Origin of the sequence: Aeromonas sp. s3, from assembly GCF_040907805.1 — a bacterium.
Classification (GTDB): Bacteria; Pseudomonadota; Gammaproteobacteria; order Enterobacterales; family Aeromonadaceae; genus Aeromonas; species Aeromonas dhakensis.
On record NZ_JBFOCQ010000017.1, the window covers coordinates 128,087 to 143,508 of the forward strand.

The 15,422-nt window shown below is 63.2% G+C and carries 12 protein-coding genes; 8 read left to right on the top strand and 4 right to left on the bottom strand.

Translation table 11 applies throughout. From position 1 onward, the window contains the following. Positions 1 to 135: 135 nt before the first annotated feature. On the bottom strand, positions 136 to 624 hold the full coding sequence (locus AB5Y98_RS09345) for a hypothetical protein (protein ID WP_324043279.1): 489 nt from the start codon (positions 622 to 624) through the stop codon (positions 136 to 138). After that, complete coding sequence (locus AB5Y98_RS09350) at positions 624 to 3,680, bottom strand: FAD-binding and (Fe-S)-binding domain-containing protein (protein WP_368231790.1); 3,057 nt, start codon at positions 3,678 to 3,680, stop codon at positions 624 to 626. Before AB5Y98_RS09350 ends, AB5Y98_RS09345 begins: the two co-directional genes overlap by 1 nt. A 169-nt stretch (positions 3,681 to 3,849) precedes the next feature. On the opposite strand from AB5Y98_RS09350, the gene AB5Y98_RS09355 reads away from it, so the two are divergent. From AB5Y98_RS09355 to AB5Y98_RS09365, 3 genes are all read left to right on the top strand, one after another. Continuing rightward, entirely contained in the window at positions 3,850 to 4,776 is a 927-nt protein-coding gene (locus AB5Y98_RS09355) for a cation diffusion facilitator family transporter (RefSeq protein WP_010633622.1), read from the top strand. A gap of 297 nt (positions 4,777 to 5,073) precedes the next feature. Then, positions 5,074 to 6,609: a TerC family protein gene (locus AB5Y98_RS09360; RefSeq protein WP_124249860.1), complete on the top strand. Its 1,536-nt coding sequence runs from the start codon at positions 5,074 to 5,076 to the stop codon at positions 6,607 to 6,609. 186 nt (positions 6,610 to 6,795) lie between these two features. Continuing rightward, on the top strand, positions 6,796 to 7,917 hold the full coding sequence (locus tag AB5Y98_RS09365) for an alkene reductase (protein ID WP_368231791.1): 1,122 nt from the start codon (positions 6,796 to 6,798) through the stop codon (positions 7,915 to 7,917). Between the two features lie 84 nt (positions 7,918 to 8,001). Here AB5Y98_RS09365 and AB5Y98_RS09370 read toward each other — a convergent pair whose 3' ends face one another. Further along, complete coding sequence (locus tag AB5Y98_RS09370; RefSeq protein ID WP_368231792.1) at positions 8,002 to 9,021, bottom strand: adenosine deaminase; 1,020 nt, start codon at positions 9,019 to 9,021, stop codon at positions 8,002 to 8,004. A gap of 212 nt (positions 9,022 to 9,233) precedes the next feature. Here AB5Y98_RS09370 and AB5Y98_RS09375 point away from each other — a divergent pair, with 212 nt between their 5' ends. From AB5Y98_RS09375 to AB5Y98_RS09395, 5 genes are all read left to right on the top strand, one after another. Then, complete coding sequence (locus AB5Y98_RS09375) at positions 9,234 to 9,983, top strand: HAD-IIA family hydrolase (protein ID WP_368231793.1); 750 nt, start codon at positions 9,234 to 9,236, stop codon at positions 9,981 to 9,983. 56 nt (positions 9,984 to 10,039) lie between these two features. Continuing rightward, positions 10,040 to 11,614 (top strand): cation:proton antiporter family protein, encoded by a 1,575-nt coding sequence (locus AB5Y98_RS09380; protein ID WP_010633618.1) that lies wholly within the window; start codon positions 10,040 to 10,042, stop codon positions 11,612 to 11,614. Between the two features lie 125 nt (positions 11,615 to 11,739). Next, positions 11,740 to 12,105 (top strand): cupin domain-containing protein, encoded by a 366-nt coding sequence (locus AB5Y98_RS09385; protein ID WP_368231794.1) that lies wholly within the window; start codon positions 11,740 to 11,742, stop codon positions 12,103 to 12,105. Between the two features lie 207 nt (positions 12,106 to 12,312). Beyond that, the gene (asnB, locus tag AB5Y98_RS09390) at positions 12,313 to 13,977 is read left to right on the top strand and encodes an asparagine synthase B (RefSeq protein WP_368231795.1); all 1,665 of its coding nucleotides are present in this window, start codon (positions 12,313 to 12,315) and stop codon (positions 13,975 to 13,977) included. Between the two features lie 179 nt (positions 13,978 to 14,156). Continuing rightward, a complete protein-coding gene (locus tag AB5Y98_RS09395) occupies positions 14,157 to 14,657 on the top strand; it encodes a thioredoxin family protein (RefSeq protein ID WP_126881600.1) in 501 nt (166 codons plus the stop codon). A gap of 81 nt (positions 14,658 to 14,738) precedes the next feature. Here AB5Y98_RS09395 and maiA read toward each other — a convergent pair whose 3' ends face one another. Next, complete coding sequence (gene maiA / locus AB5Y98_RS09400) at positions 14,739 to 15,377, bottom strand: maleylacetoacetate isomerase (RefSeq protein ID WP_041203201.1); 639 nt, start codon at positions 15,375 to 15,377, stop codon at positions 14,739 to 14,741. Between the last annotated feature and the right edge of the window lie 45 nt (positions 15,378 to 15,422).

Here is a 15,422-nt window from a genome sequence, read left to right on the forward strand (position 1 = left end):
AGCTGACTCCTTCTGTGATCAATGGGTTATCGCTGCGCCGTAGCGGCAAACCAGCAGTGTCGGCGAAAATGGCGCAGAAAAAAAGATGCCCCGCTTGAGGGGCATCTTCAGGGCTGGCCGGCTGGCCAGACCCTGTCACCAGGGGTAGGTCACCCCGGGCCACTCGGCCCAAGGGACGTCCCGCCCCGGCAGGCTCGGCGCGGGCCACTGCCACACCTTGCCAAGCCAGGTGCGCAGTTCGGCCTCCAGTTCGGCATCGGTGAGCGGCGCCTCGGCCACCTTCCAGAAGAAGAGCTCCACCGCCACCTCCGGCAGCACCGAGGGGTAGAGATAAACCCCGCCCCAGAACTCGGGCTCCCGCGCCGGGCTCCAGAGGCCATAGGCAAAGGAGCGTTTGGCCAGGAACTCGGAGCGCTGCCACTCCAGATCGGCCTCGTGCTGGCTCAGGCTGAAACTGGCGGAGGGCCACACATCGTCCGGGCGAAACAGCTGATGAAGCTGCTCGCGCTCGCGCAGCATGGCGACGAACTCCACCACCGCCTGGGCCGGGCTGACCGGCAGCAGCAGGAAGTGCGGGTGCCGATAGGCTTGCGGCACCCGAAACCGCTTGGGCAGAGTCAGCATCAGAGCAGTTCCAGCAGGGCCTGCAACGGGTGCTTGAGTTTCCCCCCCTCCATCCGCTTGACCTGGCTGCGGCACGAATAACCGGTGGCCAGGCAGCGCTCCTTGGGCAGGCGCGCGAGGGGCTCGGCCCAGCTCAGACCATAGATGCCTTTGGAGTTCTCCACCTGTTTGGCGTCGTGGCCATAGGTACCGGCCATGCCGCAGCAGCCCACCGAGACCGGCTGCAGCGTGGCACCGAAGCGGCGGAACAGGGTGCTCCAGTCGCCGTGGGTGGTGGGCTTGGCGGTCTTCTCGGTGCAGTGAGCGAACAGATACCAGGGTTCGGTGCCCGCCTCTTCCCGCACCGGCAGCGCCTCGGCCGGCAGGGAGAGCAGCCACTCCTGGGGCAACATCACCTGGAAGTCGCCGCGAGCGGGGCCGAGCACCTTCACGTATTCATCCCGATAGCAGAGCACCAGGGAGGGATCGACCCCCACCATGGGGATGCCAAGGGCCGCCACCTTGTTGAGGAACTGGGCGCTGCTGGCCGCGGTACGGGCAAAGGCGCGCAGGAAACCCTTCACGTGCTGGGGCTTGCCGTTGGGCTTGAACGGCAGCAAATAGGGCTGCAGGCCGAGCTTGCTGGCCAGCTTCACTAGGTCCCGCACCACGGGGGCGTCGTAATAACTGGTGAAGGGATCTTGCACGATGAGCACCACTTTTTGACGCTGCTCTGGGCTCATGGCCTCGAGGCCCGGCAGATCGAAATAGCGGGCGCGATGGTCGCGCAGCTCCTCGGCCAAGGTCGGCACGCTCAAGAGCGGCACATCCACCATGCCGATGCTCTTCTCGGTCGCCTTCTGGGCCCACTCTTTTTCGAGGAAAAAGTTGACCAGTTTCGGCGCCTTGGCCAGCAGGGGGGCGTAGCTCTCCACCGTGCCGACGAAGTAATCCTTGGGTCCACGCAGATAGCGGCTGTGGTAGAGCAGCATGAAGCGGGCGCGGAAGGTGGGTACATCCACCTTGATGGGGCACTGGCTGGTGCACGCCTTGCACGCCAGGCACCCCTCCATCGCCTCCATCACCTCGTGGGAGAAGTCATACTGGCCGCGAGCGCGGGCCACCGTATTGCGGAACTTGTCGACAATCTGCTTGAAGCGCAGACCGCCGCTTTGCAGCGCCACCTCTTCGGCAAGAGGGTCGAAGCCCTGCTCCGCCAGCTGGCGCAGCCATTCGCGCATCAGGCCGGCCCGCCCCTTGGGGGAGTGGCGGCGATCGCGGCTGATCTTGACCGAGGGGCACATGGGGGAGTCGGTCTCGAAGGTGAAGCACAGACCGTTGCCGTTGCAATCGAGCGCCCGGGTATAGCTGGTGCGTACCGCCAGCGGGATCTGGCGGTCAAACTTGCCACGCTTGGGCCCGTCCACCGACACCAGTTCGGCGCCGCTGCCGTAAGGCATGCAGATCTTGCCCGGGTTGATGCGATTGGCCGGGTCGAACGCCCCCTTGACCCGTTGCAACTCCTCCCACAGCTCGCCGAAGAAGGCGGGGCTGTATTCGGAACGAAAGCCCTTGCCGTGCTCCCCCCACATCAGGCCGCCATATTTGGCGGTCAGCGCCACCACCTGATCGGAGATGCGCCGCAGCAGCACCTCCTGCTCCGGGTCGCACAGATCGAGCGCCGGGCGCACGTGCAGCACCCCGGCATCGACGTGGCCGAACATGCCATAGTCAAGGCCATGGCCATCGAGCAAGGCTCGAAACTCCATGATGAAATCGGCCAGGGATTCCGGCGGCACGGCGGTGTCTTCGGTGAAGGCCACCGGCTTCTTGCGCCCCTCGGCGTTGCCGAGCAGCCCCACCGACTTCTTGCGCATGCCGTAGATGGTCTCGATGCTCGGCAGGTGGTCGCACACCTGATAGCCGATGACCCCGGCTTCACCACGCGCCAGCAGGCCGTCGATGCGCCGGCACAGCTCGGCTACCTTGGCTTGGTGCTCGGCCTCATCGGTGTCGGCAAACTCGACGATGTTGAGCCCCTGCAGATCCTTGCCGGGTACGTCCTGGATGAGATCCTTCACCGAGTGCCAGATGATGTCGGCGCGGGCCAGCCCCAGCACCCGGGAGTCCACCGTCTCCACCGACAGGGCGTGGGCCTCCACCATAAAGGGGGCGTTGCGCAGGGCCGAGGGGAAGCTGTCGTACTTGACGTTGACGAGCGTGCGGTAGCGCGGGATGGGGGTGATGTTGAGCCTGGCTTCGGTGATAAAGCCCAAGGAGCCTTCCGAGCCGCACAGCACCCGGCTCACGTCCAGGGTGTCGCTCTCTGGAATATAAAGGTGCTTGAGATCGTATCCGGTCAGAAAGCGGTTGAGTTTGGGGAAGGTGGCCTCGATGTCGGCGCGCCGCTCGCGGCCTATGCGATAGAGGGTGCGATAGATCTCCCCTTCACGACTCTCCAGCGCCAGCTTGTCGGCCAGTCGCTCACCGGTCACCGGCTCGGTGGCCATGAGCTCGCCGTTTTCCAGCACGGCCTTGAGACCCAGCACGTGATCCGAGGTCTTGCCGTACACCAGCGACCCCTGCCCGGAGGCGTCGGTGTTGACCATGCCCCCCAGGGTGGCGCGGTTGGAGGTGGAGAGATCCGGCGAGAAGAAGTAGCCATGAGGCTTCAAATAGGCGTTGAGCTGGTCCTTCACCACCCCGGCCTGGGCTCGCACCCAGCCCTCTTCCAGATTAATTTCCATGATCTGGTTCATATGGCGCGAGAGATCGACGATAATGCCGCCGCCCAAGGATTGACCATTGGTGCCGGTACCGCCGCCGCGAGGGAAGAAACTCAAGGCTGCGTACTCGGGCCCCTGGGCCAGCTTGAGCATCACCGCAATATCGTCTGCGCTGCGCGGATAGAGAACCGCCTGAGGTACGACCTGATAGACGCTGTTATCAGTCGCCATCGCCAACCGGCTTGCATAAGACTTTTCGATATCACCACGAAATGCTGATCGCGCCAGCAACTCAAGAAACTGCAGGGTTGTAGGTGACAAACTGTCCTGGTAATCGAGTCTCGGGATCATGAATCCTTGTTCCCATCCTTTGCTTGATGCCGGCATTCCGGCGACAACGACCGTTCGGGCCAGCCTCTTCGCGGGCCCCCGAACCAGTCCGCTCACATGTGAGCGGGCAGTATATCAGCTAGAAAACCGCTTGCGCGCGCAATCTTCACCATTTGAAAGGAGGACTTTTATGGCTCACTACAGCCATGTTATCAGTACGCTTATCCGCACCGAAAAACAGGCACTGACCCTGTCGCTGTTTGGTTGCATCACCTTTGCCATCTTCGGAATCGGCTATGGCCTCTTCGTCGGATCCAACGCCATCATGCTCGACGGCATCTTCACCCTGTTCAGCATGGGCATGACGGGCCTCGGGCTCATCACCGCCTACCTGGTCACCCGCCCCTCCGACGCCCGTTTTCAATACGGCTACGCCCACTTCGAACCCATCGCCAACGTCATCAACGGCACCATCATTCTGCTGCTCTGTCTGGCTGCGCTCTACAACGGCCTGACCACCCTGCTGGCAGGGGGACGGGAGATCGATCTCGGCCACGCCCTCATCTATGCCGTCGTCTCCACCTTCTTCTGCGGCATCATCTACCTGGTCGAGGCCAACGTGGCCGAGCGGGTCAACTCCGAGCTGGTGCGGGTGGATTCCAAGGAATGGCTGGTGGACACCCTGCTCAGCACCACCCTGCTCATCGGCTTCGTGGTCGCCATCGGCCTCGATGCCATCGGCTACGGCCACTACAACCGCTACATAGACCCGCTGCTGGTCTCTCTCTTGGCCCTGTGCGCCACCCTCATCCCCATCAAGGTGCTCGGTCGCAACCTGCGGGAAGTGTTGAAGATCGCTCCCAAGGGGGACGTCTCCCGGCTGGTGGCAAACGAAGTCGAGGCCCTGCGCCTGCGCCATGGCGTCGAGTGCTACAGCCATCTGGCGAAAAGCGGCCGCCGCTTCGATCTCGAGCTCAACATCCTGGTGGCGCCGGGTCAGGAGTGGCCCATCGAGCGCCAGGATGCCCTGCGCCAGGAGCTCTGGTCCCGCCTCGGCGACACCCTGGGGGACGCCTGGTTGTCGGTCTGCTTCACCCGCGAAAAGCGCTGGCTGTAACCACCGCTTGAACTGCCGTTTGGGGGAGGCCAGCCGCCGCCTCCCCCTGTCATCACATCTTCATGGCTTCCCTCTTGCCAAAACGGCGCCAACCGCTATCATCAGGGCTCACTTTTAACCCGAGGTTTTATTGCCCATCATGGACAATCCCCGAAGTTGCCCTTCGTTTCTTCCCGTCAAAACCTATCTTTACCTGCTTAATCAGCGCCTCTGAATAACGTCATAGCCTTGCTGTCACTACGGCCATCGTGCGCCGTGATCACTCTTTGCTCTGTCTGTTTTTATTGAGGTCACTACATGGAATTGCTGCTGGATCCCCACATCTGGATCGGTCTGTTTACCCTGATCGTTCTGGAAATCGTGCTCGGGATCGACAACCTGGTCTTCATCGCCATCCTGGTGAAAAAACTGCCCCCCGCCCAGCGGGACAAGGCCCGCATCATCGGCCTGTCGCTGGCCCTGTTGATGCGCCTGGGGCTCCTGAGCGTCATGTCCTGGCTGGTCACCCTGACCACCCCCATACTGCACATCTGGGATCACCCCTTCTCCGGGCGGGACCTGATCCTGATGGGGGGCGGCCTGTTCCTGCTGTTCAAGGCCACCTCCGAGCTGCACGAGCGGCTGGAGGCCAAGCCGCCCGAAGAGGGACCGGTCGGCGTCTACGCCAGCTTCGGCGTGGTGATCACCCAGATCCTGGTGCTGGATGCCATCTTCTCGCTGGACTCCATCATCACCGCCGTCGGCATGGTGGAACAGCTCGGCGTCATGATGGCGGCCGTGACCATCGCCATGGTGGTGATGGTGCTCGCCTCCAAGCCGCTGACCCGCTTCGTCAACGCCCATCCCACAGTGGTGGTGCTCTGTCTGAGCTTCCTCTTGATGATCGGCTTCAGCCTGGTGGCGGAAGGGTTCGGTTTCCATATTCCGAAGGGCTACCTCTATGCGGCCATCGGCTTCTCGGTGCTGATCGAATTCTTCAACCAGCTCTCCCAGCGCAGTGCCGAGCGCCACGAGGCCAAGCTGCCCCTGCGCGAGCGCACCACCGCCGCCATCTTCAAGCTGATGGGCAGCAAGGCGTATCAGGACAAACCGGACGACGATCTGGATGCCCCCGCCCCCGAGCCGGTGAGCTTTGGCGAGGAGGAGCGCTACATGGTGACCGGGGTGCTGTCGCTGGCCGATCGCTCCATCCGTACCATCATGACCCCGCGCTCCGAGATGGCCTGGATCGACGTCAACGACACCGATGACGAGATCCGCGCCCTGCTGAAGCAGGAGCCCCACAGCCTGTTCCCGGTCTGTGACGGCGATCTGGACGAGGTGATCGGGGTGGTCAAGGCGCGCGACCTGCTGTTTGCCCTCAACGAGGGGCAGTCCTTAAGCGCGCTGGCCAAACAGAACGACCCCATCATAGTGCCGCAGACCATCAACGTGATCAGGTTGCTGGCGGAGCTGCGCCAGGCCAAGGGCAGCCTCATCCTGGTGGCCGACGAGTTCGGCATCATCCAGGGGCTGGTCACCACCCACGACCTGCTGGAGGCCATCGTCGGCGAACTGCCGGATGAAGATGAAACGCCGGACATGGTCCGCGACGGGGAAGGCTGGCTCATCAACGGTAGCACCAACATCCACCACGTGGAGCAGGTGCTGGAACACGAAGGGTTGGTGAGCGAGAGCGACGAATACGTGACCCTCGCCGGCATGCTGCTCTCCCACTTCGGCACCCTGCCCGCCCCGGGCCAGCAGCTGCAACTGCAGCAGCTCTGCTTCGAGGTAGTCGAGGTGAGCGAGCGGCGTATCGAGCGGGTGCGCGTCATGCCGCTGGCGGCCTGACGCTATCTCGTGAAGCCTGCTGCAAAAGGGGACCTTGCCGGTCCCCTTTTCTATTTATCCTCCCCCTTTCTCCTCTCTCATTTCGCCATTGCTGTCATCAGCGCAATTCTTATCTGCAATTACCCCTCTTTTTCGCAAGGGATGCCGGCACTAGAGTGAGCCCATCATCACCATGAGGAATTCACTATGCACCACGATCACCTGTTCTGCCCCCTGCGCCTCGGCCAGCTGCACCTCAACAATCGCATCGTCATGCCCCCCATGACCCGCTCCCGCGCCAGCCAGCCCGGTGACGTGGCCAACGCCATGATGGCCACCTACTACGCCCAGCGCGCAGGGGCCGGTCTCATCATCAGCGAGGGCACCCAGATTGACCCCATGGGCAAGGGCTACGCCTGGACGCCGGGGATCCACAGCGCCGAACAGGTGGCCGGCTGGAAGCAGGTGACCGACGCCGTGCACGCCAAGGGCGGCACCATGTTCGCCCAGCTCTGGCACGTGGGCCGGGTCACTCACCCTGACAACCTCGGCGGTGCCCAGCCCATCTCCTCCTCCGCCATTCAGGCCAAAGGGGTCAAGGTGTTCGTCGACAACGGCAGCGACGCCCCCGGGTTTGTCGAGACCGTCACCCCGCGCGCCATGACCCAGGCCGACATCGACCAGGTGGTGGGGCAGTTTCGCCAGGCGGCCCGCAACGCCATGCTGGCCGGCTTTGACGGCATCGAGCTGCACGCCGCCAATGGCTACCTCATCAACCAGTTCCTCGACTCCGAGTCCAATACCCGCACCGACGGCTACGGCGGCTCGCTGGAGAACCGGCTGCGTTTCCTCAAAGAGGTGACCGAGGCGGTCTGTAGCGAGATCGGGGCCGACCGGGTCGGGGTGCGCCTCGCCCCGCTCACCACCTTGAACGGCACCGTGGATTCCAATCCGCAGGAGACCTATCTGGCCGCCGCCCGCCTGCTGGGCCGGCTCGACGTGGTCTACCTGCACGTTGCCGAGGCGGACTGGGACGACGCCCCGCTGATGGCTGAGAGCTTCAAGCAGGGGCTGCGCGATGCCTTCCCCAACACCCTCATCTACGCAGGCAAGTATGACGGCGAGCGCGCCCGGGCGGCGCTCGAGGCGGGCTGGGCCGACATGATAGGCTTCGGTCGCCCCTTCGTGGCCAACCCCGACCTGCCCGAGCGGCTGCGCCACGGTTATCCCCTGGCCCCTCACGATCCGGCCACCCTGTTCGGCGGCGGCGAGAAGGGCCTGACCGACTACCCGACCTATCAGGCAACCGCCCAGCCCCACTCGGCCTGAGTCAGCACCGCTGCCCTGGCACAACGAAACGCGCCCACCATCGCTGGTGGGCGCGCCGTTTTTGCTTTTCACGCGTGCCAATGCTCAGTAGAGGCTGACCCCGTAGCAGGCGGCGTAGCTTCTGATCTCCCGGGTCAGCCGCGCCTTGTCGGCCAGGCTCAGCCAGCTCGCCTCGACGGCATTGAGTGACAAGCGGCAGAGCTGGTTCATGCTGGCCCCCAGCTCATGAGCCAGGGCGTGAAAGTTGGCGTTCATGTAGCCGCCGAAATAGGCGGGGTCGTCCGAGTTGATGGTGACGCACAGCCCCTGCTCCAGCAAATTCAGTACGTTGTGGTGGGCCATCTGGTCAAACACCTTGAGGCGGGTGTTGGAGAGGGGGCAGACGGTGAGCGGCAGCCGGGTATCGGCCAGATAACGCAGCAGCTCGGGATCGTCGACGCAGCGCACCCCGTGATCGATGCGCCGCACTTCAAGCTTCCGGATGGCCTGCCAGATGTACTCCGCCGGCCCCTCCTCGCCGGCGTGGGCCACCACCGGCAACCCCAGCTCGCGACAGCGGGCAAAGACCCGGGCAAACTTGCCGGGCGGGTTGCCCAGCTCTCCCGAGTCGAGGCCGATGCCGTGAATGCACGACAGGAAGGGCTCTGCCTCTGTCAACGTGGCGAAGGCCTCCTCTTCGCTCAGGTGGCGCAAGAAGCTCATGATGAGCCGCCAGCTGATGCCAAACTCTTTCTCCCCGCGCTGCAGCGCCCGCTCGATGCCGCCCAGCACGGTGGCAAAGGGAATGCCGCGAGCGGTGTGGGTCTGGGGGTCAAAGAAGATCTCCACGTGCACCACCTTGTCGGCGGCGCAGCGCGCCAGATAGGCCCAGGTCAGATCGAAGAAGTCCTGCTCGGTGACCAGCACGCTGGCCCCCAGGTAGTAGAGATCGAGGAAGGATTGCAGGCAGTCGAACTCGTAGGCGGCGCGCACGCTGGCCACGTCTGGCCAGGGCAGGGCCACGCCGTTGCGCTGGCTCAGGGCAAACATCAGTTCCGGCTCGAGCGAGCCTTCGATATGGAGGTGCAGCTCCAGCTTGGGCAGACCGGCAATAAAGTTATCCATGATGACGGCTCCATCAGTGCACAGACAGCGGGACCCGCCAGTGGCAGAGCGGCTCCCTCCCCTGCAATTGATTGTGCACCTATCTCTGTTTATGGGGGAGACTTGTCATCAAACAGACTTATAATGGCGTCACAAAAACAACATAACTATTTGAAGATCTTGAGCGTTGGCGCAACTTTCCGCCGCCTCTTGCGCCTACACAAGGAGTCCCCATGAAGAAAAGCGTCATCTGCGACATCGACGGCGTCATCCTGCACAACAACGATCTGGTGCCGGGCGCCGACCGCTTCGTCCACCGCCTGCTGGAGCAGGACAGCAAGCTGCTGTTTCTGACCAACTACCCGGCCCAGACCCAGAAAGATCTGCAAAACCGCTTCCGCTCCGCCGGGATCGAGGTGCCGGAGGAGTGCTTCTACACCTCCGCCATGGGCACCGCCGACTTTCTCAAGCGCCAGGATGGCAAGAAGGCCTATGTGATCGGCGAAGGGGCGCTGACCCACGAACTCTACAAGGCCGGCTTTACCATCACCGACATCGATCCCGACTTCGTGGTGGTGGGCGAGACCCGCAACTACAACTGGACCATGATGCAGCTGGGGGCCAAGTTCGTCGATCAGGGGGCCCGCTTCATCGCCACCAACCCCGATACCCACGGCCCCATGATGCACCCGGCCTGCGGCGCCCTGTGCGCCCCCATCGAGCGGATGACCGGCAAGAAGCCGTTCTACGTCGGCAAGCCGAGCGCCTGGATCATCCGCGCGGCGCTCAACCGGATGGAGGCCCACTCCGACGACACCATCATCATCGGCGACAACCTGCGCACCGACATTCTGGCGGGCTTCCAGGCCGGCCTCGAGACGGTGCTGGTGCTCTCCGGGGTGAGCAAGGTGGCCGACATCGACCGCATGCCGTTTCGGCCGAACCACATCTTCGACTCAGTAGTGGACATCGACATCGTCTGACCCGCGACCCAGGATAGAGAAGAGGGCAGGCCGGCCCTGCCCTCGCAGGAAACAACATGGAACCCATTCTTATCGCCGTGGCCTTCGGCTGCGGTATGCTGGTCAACCTCATCGGCCTGCCGCCCCTGCTGGGCTTTCTAGCCGCCGGCTTCATCCTCAACGCCATGGGCTATCACAACACCCCGGCCCTTAGCGAAGTGGCCGATCTCGGCGTCACCCTGCTGCTGTTCACCATCGGCCTCAAGCTCAACGTCAAGATCCTGATGCGGCGCGACGTCTGGGGTACCACCAGTTTGCACCTGCTGCTCTCCACCCTGCTGTTTACCGTGGTGCTGCTGGTGTGCAAGGGGCTCGGGCTGGCGCTGGCCATGTCGCTCGACTGGAAGCTGGCGCTGCTGCTGGGCTTTGCCCTCTCCTTCTCCAGTACCGTGTTTGCGGTCAAGGTGCTGGAGGAGCGCAGCGACATGAACGCCCTCTATGCCCGTCTCGCCATCGGCGTGCTGGTGATGCAGGATCTGTTCGCGGTGGCCTTCCTGGCGGTCTCCAGCGGCGAGTGGCCCAGCATCTGGGCACTCTGGATCCTGGGGCTGCCGCTGCTGCGCCCCTTGCTGCTGAAACTGCTGGAGCGGGCCGGCCACGGCGAGCTGCAGGTGCTGTTCGGGATCTTCCTAGCACTGGTGGTGGGGGCCGCCGGCTTCGAGGTGGTGGGGCTCAAACCGGATCTTGGGGCTCTCATCATCGGCATGCTGATCGCCTCCCACCCCGCCTCCGCGGGGCTGGCCAAGTCGCTGTTCAACCTCAAAGACTTGTTTCTTATCTGCTTCTTTCTCACCATCGGCCTCAACGGCCTGCCGACCCACGACACCATGTTGCTGGCGCTGGCACTGGTGCTGGCCCTGCCGCTCAAGAGCGCGCTCTACTACCTGGTCTACAGCGGCGCCCACCTGCGGGTGCGCACCGCCCTGCTCTCCACCCTGGCGCTCACCAACTTCTCGGAGTTCGGCCTCATCGTCGCGGCCATCGCCGCCAAGGCGGGCTGGATCTCCCACGAGTGGCTGGTCGCGCTCTCTCTGGCGCTGGCGGCCAGCTTCATGATCTCGGCCCCCCTCAACGGCCAGAGCGAGCGCATTTACCATCGGCTCGGCAACTGGCTGCGCGGCATGCAGGCCACCACCCTGCACCCGGAGGACAGGCCCATCGAGCTTGGCGATGCCGAGGTGATCATCCTCGGCATGGGGCGGATCGGCCAGGGCGCCTACTTCGAGCTGGAGAACAAGTACGGCACCGTGATCCTCGGGGTGGAGAACGACAGCGACAAGCTGCCCACCCTGCGCGCCCAGGGCATGAACGTCATCGAGGGGGATGCCACCGATACCGACTTCTGGGACAAGGTGCTGCTCTCCAACCAGGTCAACCTGGTGCTGCTGGCCATGCCTCACCACTCGGGCAACCTCTACGCCATCGAGAAACTGCGCAGCCACGGCTTTGCCGGCAAGATTGCCGCCATCGTCCGCTTCGAGGACGACATCGCCTCCCTCAAGGAGCAAGGGGTGGATGCGGTGTTCAACGTCTACGACGAAGCGGGCAGCGGCTTCGCCCGTCACGTCATCAAGCGGCTGCAGCCACGCTGACGGGCGGGAGCAGCCCCTTGGCAAGGAGGGCGCTATCGTTTACGTTATGCGTAACCTCGTTTAATAAAACGAACAATAACGGGGCCTGGATGGCCCCGTTTTTTATCCCTTGCCAAGGAGGCAGCATGAAGACCCTCAACGACTGGATCCTGCTCGATCGCCACGAGGCGGCTCCCACCCCGCTGATGCCCGCCCCCGAGCGCCTGCGCGCCGGCAACCCGCGCCAGACGGTCTGGAACCACTACTCGGATCCCAGCCAGCAGTTCCACGTCGGCTTCTGGGCTTGCGAGCCGGGCCGCTGGGTCATCCACTACACCGAGCATGAATATTGCCAGCTGCTGGAGGGCGAGGCGGTGATCCACGACGGCCAGGGCGGCAGGCTGCCCCTCAAGCCCGGCGACCAGTTTGTCATTCCCGCCGGCTTTGTCGGGGAGTGGGAGACCCTCACCCCCTGCCGCAAGCTCTATGTGATCTTCGAGCCCGCCAACTGACGTTCACGTCAACCTCCCCTCTTTTTTTCCGGCGGCCGGACGGGTCGCCGCACTCCCCTGTCGGCTTGACGCTTACGGCATGATTTTCTGCGGTTTTCCCGCTTGCAAAAGGTTTTTGCACTAGGCATTGTGATTGGCGAGGAATGTAAATGGAATTTCGAGCCCGAACGTGGGGGGCTCATATAAAAATCAAGAGGATTACCGCCAATGTGTTCTATTTTCGGCATTCTGGACATCAAATCCGATGCGGCCGCCCTGCGCAAATCGGCGCTGGAGATGTCCAAGCGATTGCGTCACCGCGGTCCTGACTGGTCCGGCGTCTACAGCTCCGACAAGGCCATTCTGGTGCACGAGCGCCTGGCCATCGTCGATCCGGGCAACGGCGCCCAGCCGCTCTACAACCCCGAGCGCACCCATGTGCTGGCCGTCAACGGCGAGATTTACAACCACAAGGAGCTGGAGAAAAACCTCAAGGTCGACTTCCGCTTCCAGACCCACTCCGACTGCGAGGTGCTGCTCGCCCTCTACAAGGAGAAGGGCCCCGCCTTTTTGGACGATCTCAACGGCATCTTCGCCTTCATCCTCTATGACGCCGAGCAGGATGCGTATCTCATCGGCCGCGACCACATGGGGATCATCCCCCTCTATACCGGTCGCGACGAGCACGGCAACTTCTACGTCGCCTCCGAGATGAAGGCGCTGGTACCGGTCTGCAAGAGCGTCGAAACCTTCCCGCCGGGACACTACCTGTGGAGCAAGGATGGCGAGCTCAAACAGTGGTACAAGCGCGACTGGATGGAGTACGGCGCGGTCGAGCACAACGTCAGCGACAAGGCCGAGCTCAAAGCCGCCTTGGAAGCGGCAGTGAAACGCCAGCTGATGTGCGACGTGCCCTACGGCGTGCTGCTCTCCGGCGGGCTGGATTCGTCCGTCATCTCCGCCATCACCAAGCTCTATGCCGCCCGCCGGGTGGAAGACGATGGCAAGAGCGAAGCCTGGTGGCCTCAGCTGCATTCCTTCGCCGTGGGTCTCGAAGGCTCGCCGGATCTCGCCGCCGCCCGCAAGGTCGCCGATCACCTTGGCACCATCCACCACCAGATCCACTTCACCGTGCAGGAAGGGCTGGATGCCCTGCGGGACGTCATCTATCACCTCGAGACCTATGACGTCACCACCATCCGCGCCTCCACCCCCATGTACCTGATGGCGCGCTACATCAAGGCCATGGGCATCAAAATGGTGCTCTCCGGCGAAGGCTCCGACGAGCTGTTTGGCGGCTACCTCTACTTCCACAAGGCGCCGAACGCTAAAGAGTTCCACGAGGAGACGGTACGCAAGCTGTCTGCCCTGCACCTCTATGACTGCCTGCGCGCCAACAAGTCGATGGCCGCCTGGGGGGTGGAGGGTCGCGTGCCCTTCCTCGACAAGGAGTTCATGGACGTGGCGATGCGCCTGCAGCCTGCCGACAAGATGTGCGGCAAGGGCAAGATCGAGAAGCACATCCTGCGTGAAGCGTTCGAGGATCTGCTGCCCCATGAAGTGGCATGGCGCCAGAAGGAGCAATTCTCCGACGGCGTAGGCTATTCGTGGATCGACAGCCTGAAAGCCATGGTCGAGCAGGAAGTGACGGATCAGATGTTCGAGGCTGCGGCCTTCCGCTTCCCCGTCAACACCCCGCTTACCAAGGAGGCCTACTACTACCGCGCCATCTTTGACGAGCACTTCCCGCTGGAGTCCGCCGCCCGCACCGTGCCCTACGGCAAGTCGGTCGCCTGCTCCACCCCGACTGCGCTGGAGTGGGATGCCAAGTTCAAGGAGATGGCCGACCCGTCCGGTCGCGCCGTGATGGACGTCCACCAGCAGGGTTACTGATCTGCCGGCGACCTCCCTTGCCTCAATGCCAAGCCCCTCCTGCGAGGGGCTTTGTTTTTTCCCGCCGACCCATTCCCGCTTTTTGCATAACAAGGGCCCATCTCGCCCTTGGCGGCCGGGCTCGCTCGTGTCACATTGTTGCGGCTTGGAAGCAACCACAACAACACAAGGAGCTCGTGATGAACCGACTGCTATTGCCGCTGGTGCTTGGCACCGCCCTGTTTCATGGCGAGGCGTACAGCGCCGACCACCTCTGGAGCCAGACCCTGCCCGACTACAGCCAGGGCTATGACGAGCAGCGGGACCCGGCCCGCGATCTCGCCGCCGCCACCGCCAAGGCCAGCGCCGAGGGCAAGAAAGTCCTGCTGCTGGTGGGCGGTGAGTGGTGCAGCTGGTGCCAGGAGATGAACCACTTTCTGGACCGGGAACCCAAACTCGCCGGCCAGTTCAACCGCACCTTCGTGGTGGTCAAGGTGAACGTCAGCAAGCAGAACAAGAACGAATCCTTCCTCAAAGGTTATCCCGAGTACCTGGGGGTGCCCCACTTCTACGTGCTGGATGGCAAGGGCAAGCTGCTGGAATCCTTCAACACCGGGCTGCTGGAGAAGGGGGACAGCTACGACGGGGAGAAATTCGGCAAGTTCATCGCCTTCTTCCAGCCCAAGCCGACCCGCGGCTAGCGAGCCCCTGATATGAAAGCCCCGCACGGTCGGCTGACGGTGCGGGGCTCGATAATTGGAACCTGACAGGAAGGCGCAGCCTCAGGGCTGGGCATCCGGCTGATTGGCAGGGGCGGCCTTGATAAAGGCCTGCAACTGCTCGCAGTTGGCGACGATGCGGTTGATGGTGGGATAGTCTTCCAGCGACATGTCGTAGCGGCGGGCGTTGTAGACCTGGGGCACCAGCATGCAGTCCGCCAGGGTCACCTCGTTGCCGACGCAATAGATGCCGGCGGTGGTCATCAACAGTTGCTCCAGCGCGCTGAAGGTTTCGTCAATCCAGTGGCGATACCAGGCCGCTTCCTGCTCCTTGCCCGCCCTGAGGTGCTCTCCCAGGTAATTGAGCACCCGCAGGTTGTTGAGGGGATGGATGTCGCAGGCAATCATGTTGACGATCTGGCGTACCCGGGCCCGCTCCTCGGGGGCGGACGGCATCAGCGGGTGAGCGGGGTAGGTTTCGTCGAGGTACTCCATGATGGCCACCGACTGCCCCACCTGCACCTCACCATCCACCAGAAACGGCACCAGCCCCTGGGGATTGAGCCGGCGATAGGCCTTCTCGCGCTGCTCGCCCTGCCGCAGATTGACCGGATGCTGCTCGTAGTCGAGCCCCTTGAGCTGCATCACGATCCGTACCCGATAACTTGCCGATGAACGCCAATATCCAAACAACTGCAACATACTTTGTCCCTGTGTTGACAGGTGCATGGACACCTGCCGCTCACC